The organism is Streptomyces sp. So13.3 (assembly GCF_005860785.2).
Classification (GTDB): domain Bacteria; phylum Actinomycetota; class Actinomycetes; order Streptomycetales; family Streptomycetaceae; genus Actinacidiphila; species Actinacidiphila fildesensis.
This window is the reverse complement of the sequence record NZ_CP048835.1, coordinates 2,211,855-2,227,240: the sequence shown is the minus strand read 5'-3', so window position 1 is coordinate 2,227,240 and position 15,386 is coordinate 2,211,855. Positions and strand designations below refer to the sequence as shown.

The 15,386-nt window shown below is 72.7% G+C and carries 14 protein-coding genes and 3 pseudogenes; 7 read left to right on the top strand and 10 right to left on the bottom strand.

The features are described 5' to 3' along the window. Positions 1-162: 162 nt before the first annotated feature. Positions 163-1,527 carry an FAD-dependent oxidoreductase gene (locus C8250_RS10160; protein WP_138353905.1) on the top strand — a complete coding sequence of 455 codons (1,365 nt, stop codon included), beginning with the start codon at positions 163-165 and terminating at the stop codon, positions 1,525-1,527. Between the two features lie 295 nt (positions 1,528-1,822). After that, positions 1,823-2,107, top strand: a complete 285-nt coding sequence (locus C8250_RS10155; RefSeq protein WP_244809804.1) for a DJ-1/PfpI family protein — start codon at positions 1,823-1,825, stop codon at positions 2,105-2,107. Between the two features lie 20 nt (positions 2,108-2,127). On the opposite strand, the pseudogene C8250_RS10150 reads toward C8250_RS10155, so the two are convergent. Beyond that, positions 2,128-2,475 (bottom strand): annotated as a pseudogene (locus C8250_RS10150) (HAD hydrolase-like protein); the annotation flags it as partial. 25 nt (positions 2,476-2,500) lie between these two features. Then, on the bottom strand, positions 2,501-3,007 hold the full coding sequence (locus tag C8250_RS10145) for an Lrp/AsnC family transcriptional regulator (protein ID WP_138353904.1): 507 nt from the start codon (positions 3,005-3,007) through the stop codon (positions 2,501-2,503). A gap of 210 nt (positions 3,008-3,217) precedes the next feature. On the opposite strand from C8250_RS10145, the gene C8250_RS10140 reads away from it, so the two are divergent. From C8250_RS10140 to C8250_RS10130, 3 genes are all read left to right on the top strand, one after another. Beyond that, a complete protein-coding gene (locus C8250_RS10140) occupies positions 3,218-4,717 on the top strand; it encodes an FUSC family protein (protein WP_138353930.1) in 1,500 nt (499 codons plus the stop codon). A 248-nt stretch (positions 4,718-4,965) separates the two neighbouring features. Further along, positions 4,966-6,123 (top strand): nitric oxide synthase oxygenase, encoded by a 1,158-nt coding sequence (locus tag C8250_RS10135; protein WP_244809803.1) that lies wholly within the window; start codon positions 4,966-4,968, stop codon positions 6,121-6,123. 74 nt (positions 6,124-6,197) lie between these two features. Next, on the top strand, positions 6,198-7,244 hold the full coding sequence (locus tag C8250_RS10130; RefSeq protein WP_138353902.1) for a lactonase family protein: 1,047 nt from the start codon (positions 6,198-6,200) through the stop codon (positions 7,242-7,244). Positions 7,245-7,356: 112 nt separating this feature from the next. On the opposite strand, the gene C8250_RS10125 is transcribed toward C8250_RS10130, so the two are convergent. The 5 genes from C8250_RS10125 to C8250_RS10105 all read right to left on the bottom strand — a co-directional run bounded on the left by C8250_RS10125 (position 7,357) and on the right by C8250_RS10105 (position 11,995). Beyond that, a complete protein-coding gene (locus tag C8250_RS10125; RefSeq protein ID WP_138353901.1) occupies positions 7,357-8,226 on the bottom strand; it encodes a hypothetical protein in 870 nt (289 codons plus the stop codon). A gap of 97 nt (positions 8,227-8,323) precedes the next feature. Next, positions 8,324-9,337 carry a BadF/BadG/BcrA/BcrD ATPase family protein gene (locus C8250_RS10120; protein ID WP_138353900.1) on the bottom strand — a complete coding sequence of 338 codons (1,014 nt, stop codon included), beginning with the start codon at positions 9,335-9,337 and terminating at the stop codon, positions 8,324-8,326. A gap of 4 nt (positions 9,338-9,341) precedes the next feature. Continuing rightward, a complete protein-coding gene (locus C8250_RS10115; RefSeq protein WP_138353899.1) occupies positions 9,342-10,184 on the bottom strand; it encodes a phospholipid scramblase-related protein in 843 nt (280 codons plus the stop codon). 25 nt (positions 10,185-10,209) lie between these two features. Then, complete coding sequence (locus C8250_RS10110; RefSeq protein ID WP_138353898.1) at positions 10,210-10,887, bottom strand: uracil-DNA glycosylase; 678 nt, start codon at positions 10,885-10,887, stop codon at positions 10,210-10,212. A 19-nt stretch (positions 10,888-10,906) separates the two neighbouring features. Then, on the bottom strand, positions 10,907-11,995 hold the full coding sequence (locus tag C8250_RS10105; RefSeq protein ID WP_138353897.1) for a sialidase family protein: 1,089 nt from the start codon (positions 11,993-11,995) through the stop codon (positions 10,907-10,909). 123 nt (positions 11,996-12,118) lie between these two features. Here C8250_RS10105 and C8250_RS43475 point away from each other — a divergent pair. Further along, a pseudogene (locus C8250_RS43475) lies at positions 12,119-12,211 on the top strand (oxidoreductase); the annotation flags it as partial. 4 nt (positions 12,212-12,215) lie between these two features. On the opposite strand, the pseudogene C8250_RS44815 reads toward C8250_RS43475, so the two are convergent. Continuing rightward, positions 12,216-12,305 (bottom strand): annotated as a pseudogene (locus C8250_RS44815) (oxidoreductase); the annotation flags it as partial. Between the two features lie 101 nt (positions 12,306-12,406). Further along, positions 12,407-13,498, bottom strand: a complete 1,092-nt coding sequence (locus C8250_RS10100) for an NADH:flavin oxidoreductase/NADH oxidase (protein ID WP_138353896.1) — start codon at positions 13,496-13,498, stop codon at positions 12,407-12,409. A gap of 110 nt (positions 13,499-13,608) precedes the next feature. Between C8250_RS10100 and C8250_RS10095 the strand changes: the two genes are divergently transcribed. Continuing rightward, positions 13,609-13,980 carry a helix-turn-helix domain-containing protein gene (locus tag C8250_RS10095; protein ID WP_138353895.1) on the top strand — a complete coding sequence of 124 codons (372 nt, stop codon included), beginning with the start codon at positions 13,609-13,611 and terminating at the stop codon, positions 13,978-13,980. A gap of 19 nt (positions 13,981-13,999) precedes the next feature. Here C8250_RS10095 and C8250_RS10090 read toward each other — a convergent pair whose 3' ends face one another. Next, entirely contained in the window at positions 14,000-15,340 is a 1,341-nt protein-coding gene (locus C8250_RS10090) for an FAD-dependent oxidoreductase (protein WP_138353894.1), read from the bottom strand. Positions 15,341-15,386: the final 46 nt, after the last annotated feature.

The following is a 15,386-nucleotide window of genomic DNA, read 5'->3' as shown; positions in this document are numbered from 1 at the left end:
GCGGCGGCCCCGGCAGCTCCACCTGCTGACACAAGCCCTGTCTATGGGATCCCATAAGGCTGCCTTATGAGGTCATAGGTCTGACCCGGCTACTAACTTAGGTTTGCCTTAGTTTAGGCTTCCCGGCGAGTCCGCCTGTTACCGCTCGAAGGGAACCTGATCATGCTTCGCCCTGTGCGGGTAGCAATTGTCGGAGCCGGCCCCGCCGGGATCTATGCCGCCGACGCGCTGCTGAAATCCCCGGCGGCCGTCGAGCCCGGTGTGTCCATCGACCTCTTCGAGCGGATGCCGGCCCCGTTCGGTCTGATCCGCTACGGCGTCGCCCCCGACCACCCGCGGATCAAGGGCATCGTCACGGCCCTGCACCAGGTGCTCGACAAGCCGCAGGTGCGGCTCTTCGGCAACGTGGACTACCCGGGTGACATCAGCCTGGACGATCTGCGCACCTTCTACGACGCGGTGATCTTCTCCACCGGGGCGACGGCCGACCGGGCGCTCGACATAGCCGGCAGCGACCTCGACGGTTCGTACGGCGCGGCGGACTTCGTCTCCTGGTACGACGGGCACCCGGACGTGCCGCGGACCTGGCCGCTCACGGCGGAGAAGGTCGCGGTCCTCGGGGTCGGCAACGTCGCGCTCGACGTGGCGCGCATCCTGGCCAAGACGGCGGACGAACTGCTGCCGACCGAGATCCCGCCGAACGTCCATGAGGGTCTCCGGGCCAACAAGGCCCTGGAGGTCCATGTCTTCGGCCGCCGTGGCCCGGCGCAGGCGAAGTTCAGTCCGATGGAGCTGCGGGAGCTGGACCACTCCCCGAACATCGAGGTCATCGTCGACCCCGAGGACATCGACTACGACGACGGCTCGATCGCGACCCGGCGTGGCAACAAGCAGGCCGACATGGTCGCCAAGACCCTGGAGAACTGGGCCATCCGCGACGTCGGTGACCGCCCGCACAAGCTGTTCCTGCACTTCTTCGAGTCGCCCGCCGAGATCCTCGGCGAGGACGGCCAGGTCGTCGGGCTGCGCACCGAGCGCACCGCCCTGGACGGCACCGGCAACGTCAAGGGCACCGGCACCTTCAAGGACTGGGACGTCAGCGCGGTCTACCGCGCGGTGGGGTACCTGTCCGACGAGCTGCCCAAGCTGCCCTGGGACGTCGCGTCGGGCACGGTCCCCGACCAGGGCGGCCGGGTGATCGAGGAGACCGGCGAGCACCTGCGGTCGACCTACGTCACCGGCTGGATCCGGCGCGGCCCCGTGGGGCTGATCGGCCACACCAAGGGCGACGCCAACGAGACGGTCGCCAGCCTGCTGGACGACTTCGCGAACGGCCGGCTGCACACCCCCGCCTCGCCCGCCCCGGAGGACGTGGAGGCGTTCCTCGGCGAGCGGAGCGTTCGCTTCACCACGTGGGAGGGCTGGCACCGGCTGGACGCCGCGGAGCGGGCGCTGGGCGAGCCGCAGGGCCGCGAACGCGTGAAGATCGTCGAGCGTGAGGACATGCTGGACGCGAGCGGCGCGTAGTCCGGCCGTCTCCCGCCGTCCGGCTCGTCCGGCGCAGCCCCGCGGCTCGGGGTGACGGGAATCGTCATAACCCTGTCCTTGCCGCCACCATCCGGGGCGGTGACGATGAACCGGTGAACGACCACCGCATCGTCTTCGTCGCCCCGGACTTCCAGATCCTCGGTCTGACCGGGCCGCACGAGGTGTTCTCGCAGGCCGGACGGCACAGCCAGGCCGGGCCCGGCTAACGGATCGACGCCGTCGCGGCCGCCCCGGGCCGGTCGGGTCCAGCGGCGGGCTCGCCGTCCCCCCGTCGCTGACATTCGACGAGTGCGAGGGGCCGATCGGCACCCTGGTCGCCGTCGGCGGCCCCGGTATCCGGCGGGCGGCCCGGGACGCGGAGTTCGCCGGGTGGTTCGCCGCGGCCGCCCGGCGTTCCGACCGGGTCGCCTCCGTCTGCAGCGGTGCCTTCCTGCTCGCCGCGGCCGGGCTGCTGGACGGCCGGCGCGCCGTCACGCACTGGAACAGCCGCGCCGAACTGGCCGAGCGGTTATCCGGAGGTGACCGTCGACCCCGACCCGATCTTCGTCAGGGATGGTGACGTCTGGACCTCGGCTCGCTGGCCGCGCGGGAGGATCCGGAGGCCACCGCCATCGGATGCCCGGCCGCGTGCAGTAGCTCCACGAACTCGCGCATCCGCGGGAAGACCGCGGTCGCGGTGGCCGCCAGGCGCAGATAGAGCCGGTTCTTGCCGTCCAGCAGCTCCTCCACCGGCGCCGACAGACCGTACTCGGCGCTCAGCGCCTCCAGCGTCTCCTTCGTACTGATGCCGATGTAGCGCGCGTGCTGCTCCCAGCCGAAGTCCGTGACCCCGTGCGCGGCCAGCAGCCGGCGGCCGGCCTCGTAGTAGTTGGGCTCGCTGTCCACCAGCGTGCCGTCCAGGTCGAAGATCACCGCGGGGAGGGTCATGGTCCCCAGCATGCCGACCGGGCGATCACGGTGCCCGGTCCGCTCCGCTCCGCCCCGGCCCCTCGGCGCTCCGCCCCACCGCCTCGACCAGCGGCAGCACCCGGTGCGGCACGCGCTCGCGCAGCGCCACCTCGGTCCGGGTGCGGACCACGCCCGGGGTGCTGATCAGCCGCTGGACGACGTCCTCGAGATGCGCGTTGTCGCGCGCGACGACGCGGGTCAGCAGATCGCCGCCGCCGGTGACCGAGACCGCCTCGATGATCTCGGGCACCGCGGCCAGCGCGTCACCGACATCGTCCAGGTGCCCCTGGGTCACCTCGATGTGCACGAAGGCGAGCACCGGGTGGCCGAGCGCGGCGGGCGACAGCCGCGGGCCGAAGCCGGTGATCACGCCGTCGCGCTCCAGCCGGTCGATCCGGGCCTGGAGCGTGCCGCGGGCCACGCCCAGGACGCGGGCGTACTCACGCACGCTGGTGCGCGGCTGTTCCAGCATCAGCCGCAGGATGCGGGCGTCCAGCGCGTCGACGGCCATGGGCCACTGGTCTCCTTCTGGTCGATCATCGGGACTCATCACTGTACCAATGGCTCACCTTCGGCTGGCTCGTTTGAGCCATTGCCCCTGGTGATGCTTTCCTTGGCGTGACGATGGCGTTGCGGTCCTCCGCAACGCCTTTGCCATGTCCGCAGATCGAACGATGCCGAACAAGCTGAACAAGGGGCGGGGACCACCGACGTGAAGAGGATGTTCATCGCTCCGGACCCGGGACTCGCGCGGCTGCGCACCGCGTCCCGCGCGGTCCTGGGCATCGCGCTGGCGGTCACCTCCGCCCTGCTGGCGGGGCTGCCGATGCCCGCCGTGGCGGGCGGCGGGCTCGCCGCGCTGCTGGCGCTGTTCGTCGTCGGGGACGCCCGGGTCGGCCAGCAGGCGGTCACCACCGCCCTGATGCCCGTCGTCGGGCTCCCGGTCCTCGCGGTCGCCGCGTGCCTGCACACGGTCCCGTACGCCCGTGACGCGGTCTTCCTGGCCGTGGTCTTCGCCGGCGTCTACGCCCGCCGCTGGGGGCCGCGCGGCCACGCGCTCGGCGTGTTCGCGTTCATGATGTTCTTCATCTCCCAGTTCCTGCACGCCGTCCCGGCCGCGCTCCCCGAACTGTGCGGCGCCGTCGGCCTGGGCCTCGGCTCCGCCGCGCTGGTCCGCTTCGGCCTCTGGTGCTACGAGCGCCGGGCCACCCCGCCGCCCGTCGTCGCGCTGCCGCAGGCGCGCGGACTGCGCAGGATCACCACCCGCCAGGCCTTCCAGGCCGCCGCCGCGTCCGGCTGCGCCCTCGCGCTCGGCCAGGCGCTCTCCGAGGACCGCTGGTACTGGGCGGTCGGCACCGCGTGGTGGATCTTCGTCAACACCGCCCACCGCGGCGAGACGCTGGTCCGCGGCTTCCGCCGGGTGCTCGGCACCGTGACGGGCATCGCCGCCGGTCTCGCGCTGGCCCTGCCGCTGCACGGCGCGGGGGCGCCGACCGCCCTGCTGGTCGGGATCTGCGTCTTCGGGATCTTCTACACCGCGCCCGTGTCGTACAGCTGGATGATGTTCTTCGTGACCGTCATGGCGGGCTCGCTCTACGGGCTGCTGGGCATCCTTCACCCGGGTCTGCTGTGGCTGCGGCTGGAGGAGACCGCCGTCGGGGCGCTCGGCGCGGCACTGGCCGTGGTCGTGGTCCTGCCGATCAGCACGCACTCCGCCACCGACGCCTGGATCCAGCGCGCGCTGCACGGCGTGCGCGACTTCACCACCCAAGCCGCGCACCACCTGGCCGGCGGCCCCGGCGAGGACCTCGCGCAGCGCGCGAAGGAGCTCGACCTCGTACTCGGCAGGGTCAGGACCACCGTCGCCCCGCTCGTCCACCCGTTCAGCCCGCTGCGGGCCCGCCGGGCGCGGGCGCGCCAGGTGCTCGCGCTGCTCGACGAGTGCGCGGACCGGGTACGCGGCCTCGCCGCCGTGGTGGCCGACCCGGACGCGGGGCACGACGAGCGGCTGCTCGCGGCCTGCCGCCGCGTCGAGGAGGCCGTCCACCGGCTCGTGGCGCCCGGTGCGCCGCACGTCCCGGCGCAGCTCACCGTGGTCGCGGAGGCCGCCGAACACCCGCACGCGGAGCACGCGCTGGCGCACCTGCACGCACTGGAGGGGGCGCTCACCGAACTGGTCGCACCCCTGCGCGCGACTCCGCGCGCCCCTTTGGCCGCCTGAGCTGCGACGTGGACACGCGGACCATGTCTGAGGCATGTGCATCGGCCACGAACAGGATGGATCAGCCGCTCCACGGGTAGGACCTTGCGCATCGGAATTCCGCGGGCCGCAGCGGGATGCGGCCCGGGAGCCGAACATCTTGGGGAGTGCGCGGCGTGCTGAACTTTCTGCGACGGACCGACGTCAGGGCGCATCAGGAGCGGACGGTGGGGGCGGAAGTGCCGGTCGGGCGTCCGGCGCCCCGCCCGGTGGGACCGGAGCAGCGGGAAGCGCAGGCCGAGGTCTGGCCGCTGGCCAGGGAGTTCCTGCGGCAGCTGCACCGTGAGGAGGCCGACCCCGACGCCCTCGCCGCCCGTCTGACGCGGGTGCGGGCCGAGATCGACGCGACCGGCACCTACCGGCACACGAGACAGGAACTGGTCTTCGGCGCCCGGGTCGCCTGGCGCAACAACAACCGCTGCATAGGGCGGCTGTACTGGAACTCCCTGCACATCCGCGACCGCCGCCGGATCTCCGACGCCGCCGGCATCGCCGAGGAGGCGGCCGCCCATCTGCGCGCGGCGGCCAACGGCGGACGGATCCGGCCGGTCATCACCGTCTTCGCCCCCGACGCACCCGGCCTGCCGGGACCGCGGATCCACAACGAACAGCTGATCAGGTACGCCGGCTACCGGGGCGCGGACGGCGGGGTGACGGGGGATCCGCGCAACACCGGCATCACCGAAGCGGCCGAGCGGCTGGGCTGGCCGCGCGGACCGGGCACCGCGTTCGACGTCCTGCCGCTGATCGTCCAGGGCCGCGGCGAACAGCCGCGCTGGTTCACCCTTCCGGCCGACGCGCTGTTCGAGGTGCCGATCGTCCACCCGGAACTGGAGTGGCTCGCCGAATGGGGCCTGCGCTGGCACGCCGTCCCGGCGATCTCCGACATGAGCCTGGAGATCGGCGGGATCCGCTATCCGGCCGCGCCGTTCAACGGCTGGTACATGGGCACCGAGATCGGGGCCCGCAACCTCGCCGACACCGACCGCTACGACCTGCTGCCGCGGTTCGCCCGGCGGTTGGGCCTGGACACCAGCAGCGACCGGTCGCTGTGGAAGGACCGCGCGCTGGTCGAACTCAACCGGGCCGTCCTGCACTCCTTCGACCGGGCCGGCGCCACCGTGACCGACCACCACACCGAGTCCCGCCGCTTCCTCACCCACGTCGACCGTGAGGAGCGCAAGGGGCGCAGCGTGCCGGCCGACTGGTCGTGGATCGTGCCGCCGATCTCCGGCTCGGCCACCGAGGTGTTCCACCGCTACTACGAAACGGGCGACCGCACCCCGGCCTATGTGCACCGCTCCGCCGCACCCCGCACGGAGCCCCGAACGGGTCAGGGAACGTGTCCGGGATCGGTGTCCGTGTAGCCCCGCCCGTGCGGCCGGCCGCGCCGCGCACTAATGTCGCCGCAGCACACGTAGCAGGAGCGACAGGAGCAGTGGTGGCCGCGCACGCATACATCGGATCATTCACGTCGGCGGGCGGACGCGGCCTCACCACGGCCGCCGTCGACCCCGGGACCGGTGCGCTCACCGTGCTGGGGTCGGCGGCGGAGGTGGCGGACCCGTCCTTCCTGGCGCTCTCCGCCGACCGTGAGGTGCTGTACACGGTCAGCGAGACGTCCGAGGGCGGCGCCGCGGCCTTCTCGCTGGCGGATCCCGCCGCGCCGCGCCAGCTGGGCGGCACCGTGCCCGTACGCGGCAGCGCGCCCACCCACCTGTGCCTGCACGGGGGGCACCTGGTCACCGCCAACTACTCGTCGGGCAGCGTCAGCGTGCTGGCCCTCGACGCGGCCGGCGGCGGGCTCGGCGCGGTGCGCAGCGTGCTGGAGCACGAGGGCGACGGGCCGCACCAGAAGCGCCAGAGGGGCCCGCACGCCCATATGGTCCTGCCGGACCCCTCGGGTCGCTGGTTGCTCAGCGTCGACCTCGGCACCGACTCGGTGCGGGTGTGCGAGCTCGACACGGCCACCGGCGAGCTGGAGATCGAGCGGGAGCTCGGGCTGCGCTCCGGGGCCGGACCGCGCCATATGACCTTCCACCCGCGCGGTGACCGGGCGTACGTCATGAACGAGCTGCGGTCCGTCGTCACCGTCTGCAGGTGGGACGCGGCGGCCGGATCGCTGCGGCCGGTGACCGAGGTGTCGGTACTGCCCGAGGGCGCGGCGGGCCCGGAGAACCCCAACTACCCGTCGGAACTGGTCGTCTCGCCCGACGGCCGGTTCGCCTGGGCGGCCAACCGCGGCCACAACAGCATCGCGGTGCTCTCCCTCGACGAGTCGGGGGACCGGATGGAGCTGCTGGAGACCGTGCCCTGCGGCGGGGACTGGCCGCGCCACCTCACCGCCGACCCGTCCGGCCGCCGGCTGTACGCGTCCAACGAGCGGTCCGGCGACGTGACCTGGTTCGACATCGACCAGGAGACCGGCATCCCCAAGCAGGCCGGCTCGGTCGACGTGCCGGCCGCCTCTTGCGTGCTGCTGCGCTGAACGGCGTGGTGCCGCGCTGATTGGCGTCCTGCCGCGCTGAACCCGGCACAGGGACAGCGGACACAGCAGTGCGGGCGGCGCTGAACGCGTCGCCCGCACTCTTGGTGGAACGTCAGTGCACCGGGGCGCCCTGCGGGGCGATACCGAGCGCGGTCGTGTACTGGGCGACCACGAGCTTGCCCACCGCCGGGTAGGGGCCGAGCGCGTCGGCGCCGGAGCAGCCCGCCTCCTCGGCGGCGGAGTGCAGCAGCTGGGCGGCGACCTCGGGACCGATCAGGCACGGTGCGAGGGCGAGGTTGGTGGAACCGGAGGACCGCAGCTGCTCGGCGGCGCGGGCGATCGACCCGTCCACGTCCAGCGCGGCGGCCAGCACCGGAACCGCGAGCCGGGCCGCGAGCAGCAGACCGGTGACACCGGCCGCCTGTACGGCCTCCTCGCCGCCCACGGTGGCCAGGATGATGCCGTCGGCGGCCGTCGCGACGGTGAACAGCCGGGCGCGGTCCGCGCGGGCCAGACCGGCCTCGGAGAGGCGCACGTGCAGCGCCTCGGCGAGCAGCGGGTGCGGGCCGAGTACGTCGGTCACCTCGGCGCCGCAGCGGCTGTCGGTCACCGCCTGGCGGATCCGGCGGACCACCGACGCGTCGGGCCCGGCCAGCAGCGGGACCACGACGGCGGCGGGGGAGCCGTCAGGGCGCTCGGAGGCGGCCTGCGTGAGCACGGCCTCCAGCGCGGGGAACTCGGCGTCGTCCCCTTCGAGGTAGCCGATCCGCGGGTCCAGGCCCGACAGCTCGGAACGGGCGATGCTCATGACCTCTTCCGCCAGACTGCGAACGGCGGGGGTCGGGGTGCCGGGAACAGCGAGAACCAGCACCGGCGCGCCCTCGGGCGCGGCCAGGGGCTCCGGTCGGCGGTGGCGTCCCGGCTGGCGGGGACGCGGCATTCGAACGGGGAGGCCGGGTGCGGGGCCAGTGGCAGTGCTCATGGCGTCGCATGTTAATGCCTCGTGGTGCGCGGGTGTTCGGGTGGGTACGTCCTAGGGGGGACCTGTCCCGTTCCGTCCGAATTTCCTTCACGTTCGGTCACATTTGGCTGTCCCGATGCACGTGCATCGGGACGTGCAGCAGGGCGGGGTCCTCCGGCAGCGACAGCGTGCCCGAGGCGAGCGCGCCCGCGATGCGCAGGGCGCCGAGCAGCGGATCTCCGTCGGCGGGCACGAACTCCGCCGCGGGGAACACCTCGGGCGCCAGCTCACGCAGCGGGCCGAGCAGCGGCTCGCCCATCTTGAACAGACCGCCGGTCAGCGCCGTGCGGCACGAGCCGTTGGCGGTGGCGGTGATCGGACGTACGGCGGCGGCCGTCTCCAGGATGTGCCGGGCTGCCTGCCGCAGGATGTCCGCCGCCACCGGATCGGCGGCCGCGCAGCGGGCCACCGCCGGGGCGAACGAGGCGAGTACGGCCGGCCGGTCGGGCCGCGGGTACAGCTGCCCCGGCAGGCAGTCGACCGGGCCGAAGAGCGCTTCCGCACGCTCCAGGAGCGCGGTAGAGCCCCCCGCCCGCCCGTCGTGGGCGCGCAGCGCGGCGTCCAGCCCCGCGCGGCCGATCCAGGCGCCGCCGCCGGAGTCGCCGAGCAGATGGCCCCAGCCGTCGGCACGGCGCCAGCCGGAGTCGTCGAGTCCGGTGCCGAGGGCGATCATGCCGGTGCCCGCCGCGACCACGACGCCGGGGCGCATGCCGAGGGCGCCCGCGTACGCGGTCACCGCGTCCGCGGCGAGGGCGAGCGCGCGCACGCCGAAGGCCTCGCGCAGCGCCCCGGGCAGTACGGCGCGCAGATCGTCGCCGAGGGTGGCCATGCCGGCGGCGCCGACCGCGGCCGCGATCAGCGTCTCCGCGCCCGCCGCCCGCATCAGTTCCCGCGCGGCGGGGAGCACTTCGTCGAGCAGGCTGTCGGCGTCGATCCCCCGGTCGGCGACCACGGCGGGCCGCTTGGAGGAGACGGTCGCGGACCTGGCGGTGCCGTCGGCACGGGCAAGGGACACCCGCACCCCGGAGCCGCCGGAGTCCACACCGAGGACCCAGCCGCCGGAACCGGCCATCGGGTCAGCCGAGCCCGCGGGAGTCCTGCTTGAGCGCGGTGTCCACCGTGAGTGCGGAGGCGACCACCATGCTCAGCAGTGGCTCGGAGAGCTGCCGGTGGATCTGCAGCACGTAGTTGTCCGCCGTGGTGAACATGGTCTTGGCCAGGCCCTCCCACGTCTTGGTGATGCGGGCGACCTCGGTGTCGGTGTGGTCGACGATCGCGAAGTTCCAGGCGCGCCAGTTCTCGGCCTTGATGGCGCCGATCTTCTGGCCGTTGACCTCGAACGAGAAGTTGATCTTGCCGATGGCGTTCTGCTGGACGATCTCGCCGAGCGTCTGGCCGTCCGGGCGCTGCACGATCACCTTGGACTTGATGAACTTCGCCGGGCGGGTGAGCAGCAGCTGCGGCTGCCCGTGGGCGTCCCGCACCTCCAGCTTGACCGAGAGGAACTGGTCGACGCTGGAGACGAAGCGCAGCACCTTGCGGGCCGTGCTCTGGCCGACCTGGCTCACCGAACCGAGCGAGCGGCCCTGCTGGTCGAACACGCTGTACTCGTTGTTCAGCTCGATCAGCTTGGCCTTCTGGTTCACGACCAGGATCGGCTCGTTGAACAGCGTGCCGCCGCCACCGCCGGCCGGCGCGACACCTGCCTGGTGCTGCACCTGGCGCTGCACCTTCGACGGGTCGTGGCCGCCGTCGACGTTCAGCTCCCAGGCGTTGCTCGTCTGCTGCTGGGGCACCTGGCCCGGCCGGCCGGTGTTCGTGTGCTCGGTCCACTGGGATCCGTCCCAGTAGCGGAGCAGGTCAGGGGTGCCTTGCGGGTCCGCGTACCAGCCCGCAGGAGTATTCGAATGCGTCGTCACCCGGGCAGCGTACAGTCCGGCTCCGTCAGGGCAGGCGCCAGTCCACGGGATTGGCCCCGAGTCCTGTCAACAGGGCGTTGGCCCGGCTGAACGGCCGGGAGCCGAAGAAGCCGCGGTCCGCGGACATGGGTGACGGGTGCGCCGCTTCGAGCGCCGGCAGGTCGCCGAGCAGCGGACGCAGATTGCGGGCGTCGCGCCCCCAGAGGATCGACACCAGCGGGGTGCCGCGCGCCACCAGCGCCCGGATCGCCTGTTCGGTGACCTCTTCCCAGCCCTTGCCCCGGTGGGCCGCGGGCTTGCGGGGCGCCGTGGTGAGCGCCCTGTTGAGCAGCAGCACGCCCTGCCGCGTCCACGGCGTCAGGTCCCCGGTGGCCGGCCGGGGAACGCCGAGGTCGGTGCCGAGCTCCCGGTAGATGTTCTCCAGGCTGCCGGGCAGCGGGCGCACCTCCGGAGCCACCGAGAAGCTCAGCCCCACCGCGTGGCCGGGCGTGGGGTACGGGTCCTGACCCACGATCAGCACCCGCACCTCGTCGAACGGCTGCTGGAACGCGCGCAGCACATTCGGCCCGGACGGAAGGTAGGTGCGGCCCTGGGCGATCTCGGCGCGCAGGAAATCTCCCATCGCGCCGATCTGCCCGGCGACCGGCTCGAGGGCCTTCGCCCAGCCGGCCTCGACGATTTCGTTCAACGGTCGCGCTGTCACGATCCGTCACTCTAGTGGCTCAGTCGATGACGGCCGCACGCACGCACAGCACGTCGGGGAGATGGGAGACGGCGAGCTGCCAGCTGTCGCCCTCGTCCGCGCTCGCGTACACCTCGCCGTTGCGGTTGCCGAAGTACACCCCGGCCGGATCCGCGTCGTCCAGGTACAGCGCGTCCCGCAGGACGGCGCCGTAGTGCGGCTCCTGCGGCAGCCCCTGGGAGAGCGGCGCCCAGGTCCCCCCGGCGTCCTCGGTCCTGAAGACCCGGCAGCGCAGGTCCGGCGGCAGCCGGTGGGCGTCCGCGGTGATCGGGAAGACATAGGCGACACCGCCGCGGCGCGGATGGGTGGCGATGGTGAAGCCGAAGTCGGCGGGCAGGCCGGCGCCGATCTCCGACCACTTCGCCCCCGCGTCGTCACTGCGGTAGACCCCGCCGTGGTTCTGCAGATACAGCCGGTCCGGGTCCTCGGCGTCCTGCGCGATCTTGTGCACGCACTGGCCGAACTCCGGGAACCGCTCGGGCTGGAAGGTGCACTGCACCCCGGTGTTGGACGGTGTCCAGCTCGCCCCGCCGTCCAGCGAGCGGTAGACCCCGCCGGTGGACACCGCGACGGTCACCGCGTCGGCGTTGCGGGGGTCGGTCACCACGGTGTGCACGGCCTGGCCGCCGAACCCGGCGTTCCACTCCGCCCGTTGCGGGTGCTCCCACAGGCTGCGGACGAACGCGAAGCTCTCACCGCCGTCCTCCGAGCGGAACAGCGCGCCCGGCTGGGTACCCGCGTACACCACGTCCGGTGCGGCGGGTCCGGCCGGATGCAGCTGCCACACGCGCTCCAGCGAGGTGCCGGTGTCCTCGGGGAACTTCACGGCGGGCCGGGCGGGTTCGTGCCAGTTCGCCCCCAGGTCGTCGGAGCGGAACACCGACGGCCCCCAGTGCGAGCTGTCCGCCCCCACCAGCAGTCTGGGCGTATCGCGGCGCGTGTCGATCCCGATGGAGTACACCGCCTGCATCGGGAAGTGCGGGCCGCCGAAGCCCCACTCCCCGGCGCTGTTCCTGCGGCCGAGGAAGAGACCCTTCTGGGTGCCCACTGCGAGCAATACGTCGTTCATGGCACGTCGCCTCCAGGATGGAATGTGTCCGACATCACAGAGTCTCCACCCCGCCACTGACAATGGCTCGCCGCACGGAGTTCCCGCAGGTCGGTGCCGCGTCCTCCGCCCCGTTCGACCGCCGCCGAGTGGCGGCGCTACTTCGAGGTCAACGTGCTGACCGCGGTCCGGATGACCCGCGGCTGTCTGCCCGGCATGGTGGAACGTTCCTGGGGGCCCTGGTGTGGGTGGGGCCGGCGATCACGGAGTTGACGGTGACACCGGTGCCGGCCGCCTCCTTCGCGAAGCCCCGGGAGACCGCGAGCAGCGCCGGCGGCGCGGTCCGGGTCGACGGTGGATACGTGGACTCGATCGTCCCGTAGCGCCGTCCTCCGCCCCCGGACCGGCCGGACCGGGGACGGAGGGCGGGTCTCAGATGGCCCATCCGTACTGGTCGGGAACGCGGGATTCCGCGCCCAGTTCGCGCGCCGCGCGCAGCGCCCAGTGGGGGTCGCGCAGCAGTTCGCGGCCGAGCAGGACGGCGTCGGCGCGGCCGGAGGCGATGATCTCCTCGGCCTGCCGGACATCGGTGATCATGCCGACCGCCGCCACCGGCAGATCGGTCTCCGTCCTGACCCGCTCGGCGAAGGACACCTGGTAGCCGGGGCCGGTCGGGATCCGGACCTTGGGGACGTTGCCGCCGGTCGAGACGTCGAGCAGGTCGACGCCGTGGGCGCGCAGTTCCTTCGCCAGCCGGACGGTCTCGTCCGCGGTCCAGCCCTCGCCGGTGCCGTTCTCCGTCAGCCAGTCGGTCGCGGACACCCGGAAGAACACCGGCAGCTCCGCGGGCCACACCGCGCGCACCGCGTCGACGACCTCCAGCGCGAGGCGGATCCGGTTCTCGAAGCTGCCGCCGTACTCGTCGGTGCGGTGGTTGCTGTGCGGGGAGAGGAACTCGTGGATCAGGTAGCCGTGCGCGCCGTGCACCTCGACGACCTGGAAGCCGGCCGCGAGCGCCCGCCGGGCCGAGTCCGCGAACCGCTCGGTGATCTCCCGGATCTGTTCGACGGTCAGCTCCCGCGGTACGGGGTGGCCGTCGGCGAACGGCGCCGGGCTCGGGCCCGCGGGCTGCCAGCCGTGGTTCTCCGCGCCCACCGGGCCGCCGCCGCGCCAGGGCCGGTCCGTCGACGCCTTGCGTCCGGCGTGGGCGAGCTGGATGCCCGGAACGGTGCCCCGCTCCTTGAGGAAGCTGGTGATCCGGCCGAACGCCGCCTGCTGCCGGTCGTTCCACAGCCCGAGGTCGGCCGGGCTGATGCGGCCCTCCGGGCTCACCGCCGTCGCCTCGGTGAGGATCAGGCCCGTGCCACCGGTCGCCCGGGCGGCGAGGTGCGCGAAGTGCCAGTCCTGCGGTACGCCCTGCTCCGGACCGTCGACCGCCGCGCTGTACTGGCACATCGGTGCCATCCAGACGCGGTTGGGGATCGTCAGGGACCGCAAGGTGTAGGGCTCGAACAGTGCGCTCATGGCGCTCTCCTCGTCATAGGGCTCACCGGATCGACTCACCGGACGCCTTCTACGATAGCCATCGTAATACGGCGGATGTCAAACTACGAGAGAACTCGTACTATGGACGCATGACACCGCAGACCGCCCCCGCCGCCCGTGCGCTGGAGCACCCGGAGCGCACGGCCATCCGCCTCGAAGGCGTGCTCCATGCGCTGTCCGACCCCATGCGGCTGCATGTGGTGCGCACCCTGGCCGCCGCCGAGACCGAGCTGGCCTGCTCCGATGTCGAACTGCCGGTCAGCAAGTCCACCACCACGCACCACTTCCGGGTGCTGCGCGAGGCCGGGGTCATCGAGCAGAACTACCGGGGCACGTCCAAGATGAGCGGCCTGCGCCGCGAGGATCTGGACGCGCTGTTCCCCAACCTCCTGGACTCGGTGCTGGCGGCGGCCGAGGGGCAGTGCGAACGGATCCACCCAGGAGCGACCGCCGCCCGTTGAGGCCGCCTCCCGGTTCGGGTCAGGCGGCCAGTCGCGCGGCGGCCAGCAGCCCCGCCCAGTCCTGGATCTTGACGGTGCCCCGGTCGAGCGACCGGCCCAGCGCCATCTCCGCGGCCTCGATCGACAGCCAGCCCGGCCACGCCACCGGATCGCCGCCGCCCGACCGCAGCGCCTCCAGCGGATCGCGGGGGAGCGACCTGGCCAGCAACCGCGGTACGTCCTCGAGCAGCGCCGCCACCGTCTGCTTGGCACAGGGCCGGTTGGTGCCTATCACCCCGGTCGGCCCGCGCTTGATCCAGCCGGCGACGTACTCCCCGGGCGAGGGCACACCGTCCCGCAGCACGCGGCCGCCGTCGTTCGGCACCACCGCGTGCCGTTCGTCGAACGGCAGACCGGGCAGCGGCACGCCCTGATATCCCACCGAGCGCAGCACGAGCTGCGCTTCGATCTCCTCCGACTGCCCCGTCCCGCGCACTCCGCCCAGCCCGTCGGGCAGCGTCCGCTCGAAACGGACGCCCGACACCCGCCCGTCACCGAGGAGTCCGGCCGGACGCAGGAAGAACCGCAGATGGATCCGGCGCGGCCGGCCCTCCGGGACCCGCGTGGTCCATTCGCGCAGCACCTCGACATTGCGACGGGCCACGGCGGGCAGCGCGGAAGGGTCGGCGTACCCGGGATCGAGCGCCAACTCGTCGGCGTGCACGATGACATCGGCGCCGGACAGCCCGCCCAGCTCGCGCAGCTCCTTGGTGGTGAACTTCGCCTGTGAAGGACCACGCCGCCCCACCATGTGCACATCGGTGACCTGGCTGGCGTCCAGCGCGGTGAGCGCCGACTGCGGGATGTCGGTGTGCCGCAACTCGTCCGCACCGCGCGCCAGTACCCGGGCCACGTCGACCGCGACATTGCCGACCCCGATCACCACCGCCGACCGGGCCAGCAGCGCGAACTCCTCCGGCGGTTCGTCCGGGTGGGCGCTGTACCAGGAGACGAACCGGGTGGCGGAGTAACTGCCGGGCAGATCCTCGCCCGGTACGCCCAGCCGCCGGTCGGCGGCGGCGCCGAAGCAGTAGACCACCGCGTGGTAGAGCTCGCCGAGCTGCTCGGGGCCGAGCGCCGGCCCCACCTCGACATTGCCGAGGAAACGCACCCGCGGGTCCTCCAGCACCTGCCGCAGATTGCCCTGCAGGGACTTGATCTTCTCGTGGTCCGGCGCCACTCCGTAGCGCACCAGGCCGTACGGGCACGGCAGCCGGTCGAGGACATCCACCGCCACGTCCGGCACGGTGGTCTGACGGGTCAGCGCCTCGGCCACATACACGCCGCTGGGACCTGAACCGACTACTGCGACACGAAGCACGAGCTGGCTCCTTCCGCCGTGGACGACCTGGCGCGCGATGGAGAGC

Bases quoted from the DNA above. Each gene is read 5' to 3' on its own strand.
- C8250_RS10160 (WP_138353905.1), top strand. From the start codon at position 163: ATGCTTCGCCCTGTGCGGGTAGCAATTGTCGGAGCCGGCCCCGCCGGG.
- C8250_RS10095 (WP_138353895.1), top strand. From the start codon at position 13,609: ATGACACCGCAGACCGCCCCCGCCGCCCGTGCGCTGGAGCACCCGGAG.
- C8250_RS10140 (WP_138353930.1), top strand. From the start codon at position 3,218: ATGTTCATCGCTCCGGACCCGGGACTCGCGCGGCTGCGCACCGCGTCC.
- C8250_RS10105 (WP_138353897.1), bottom strand. From the start codon at position 11,995: ATGAACGACGTATTGCTCGCAGTGGGCACCCAGAAGGGTCTCTTCCTC.
- C8250_RS10125 (WP_138353901.1), bottom strand. From the start codon at position 8,226: ATGAGCACTGCCACTGGCCCCGCACCCGGCCTCCCCGTTCGAATGCCG.
- C8250_RS10145 (WP_138353904.1), bottom strand. From the start codon at position 3,007: ATGGCCGTCGACGCGCTGGACGCCCGCATCCTGCGGCTGATGCTGGAA.
- C8250_RS10120 (WP_138353900.1), bottom strand. From the start codon at position 9,337: ATGGCCGGTTCCGGCGGCTGGGTCCTCGGTGTGGACTCCGGCGGCTCC.
- C8250_RS10100 (WP_138353896.1), bottom strand. From the start codon at position 13,498: ATGAGCGCACTGTTCGAGCCCTACACCTTGCGGTCCCTGACGATCCCC.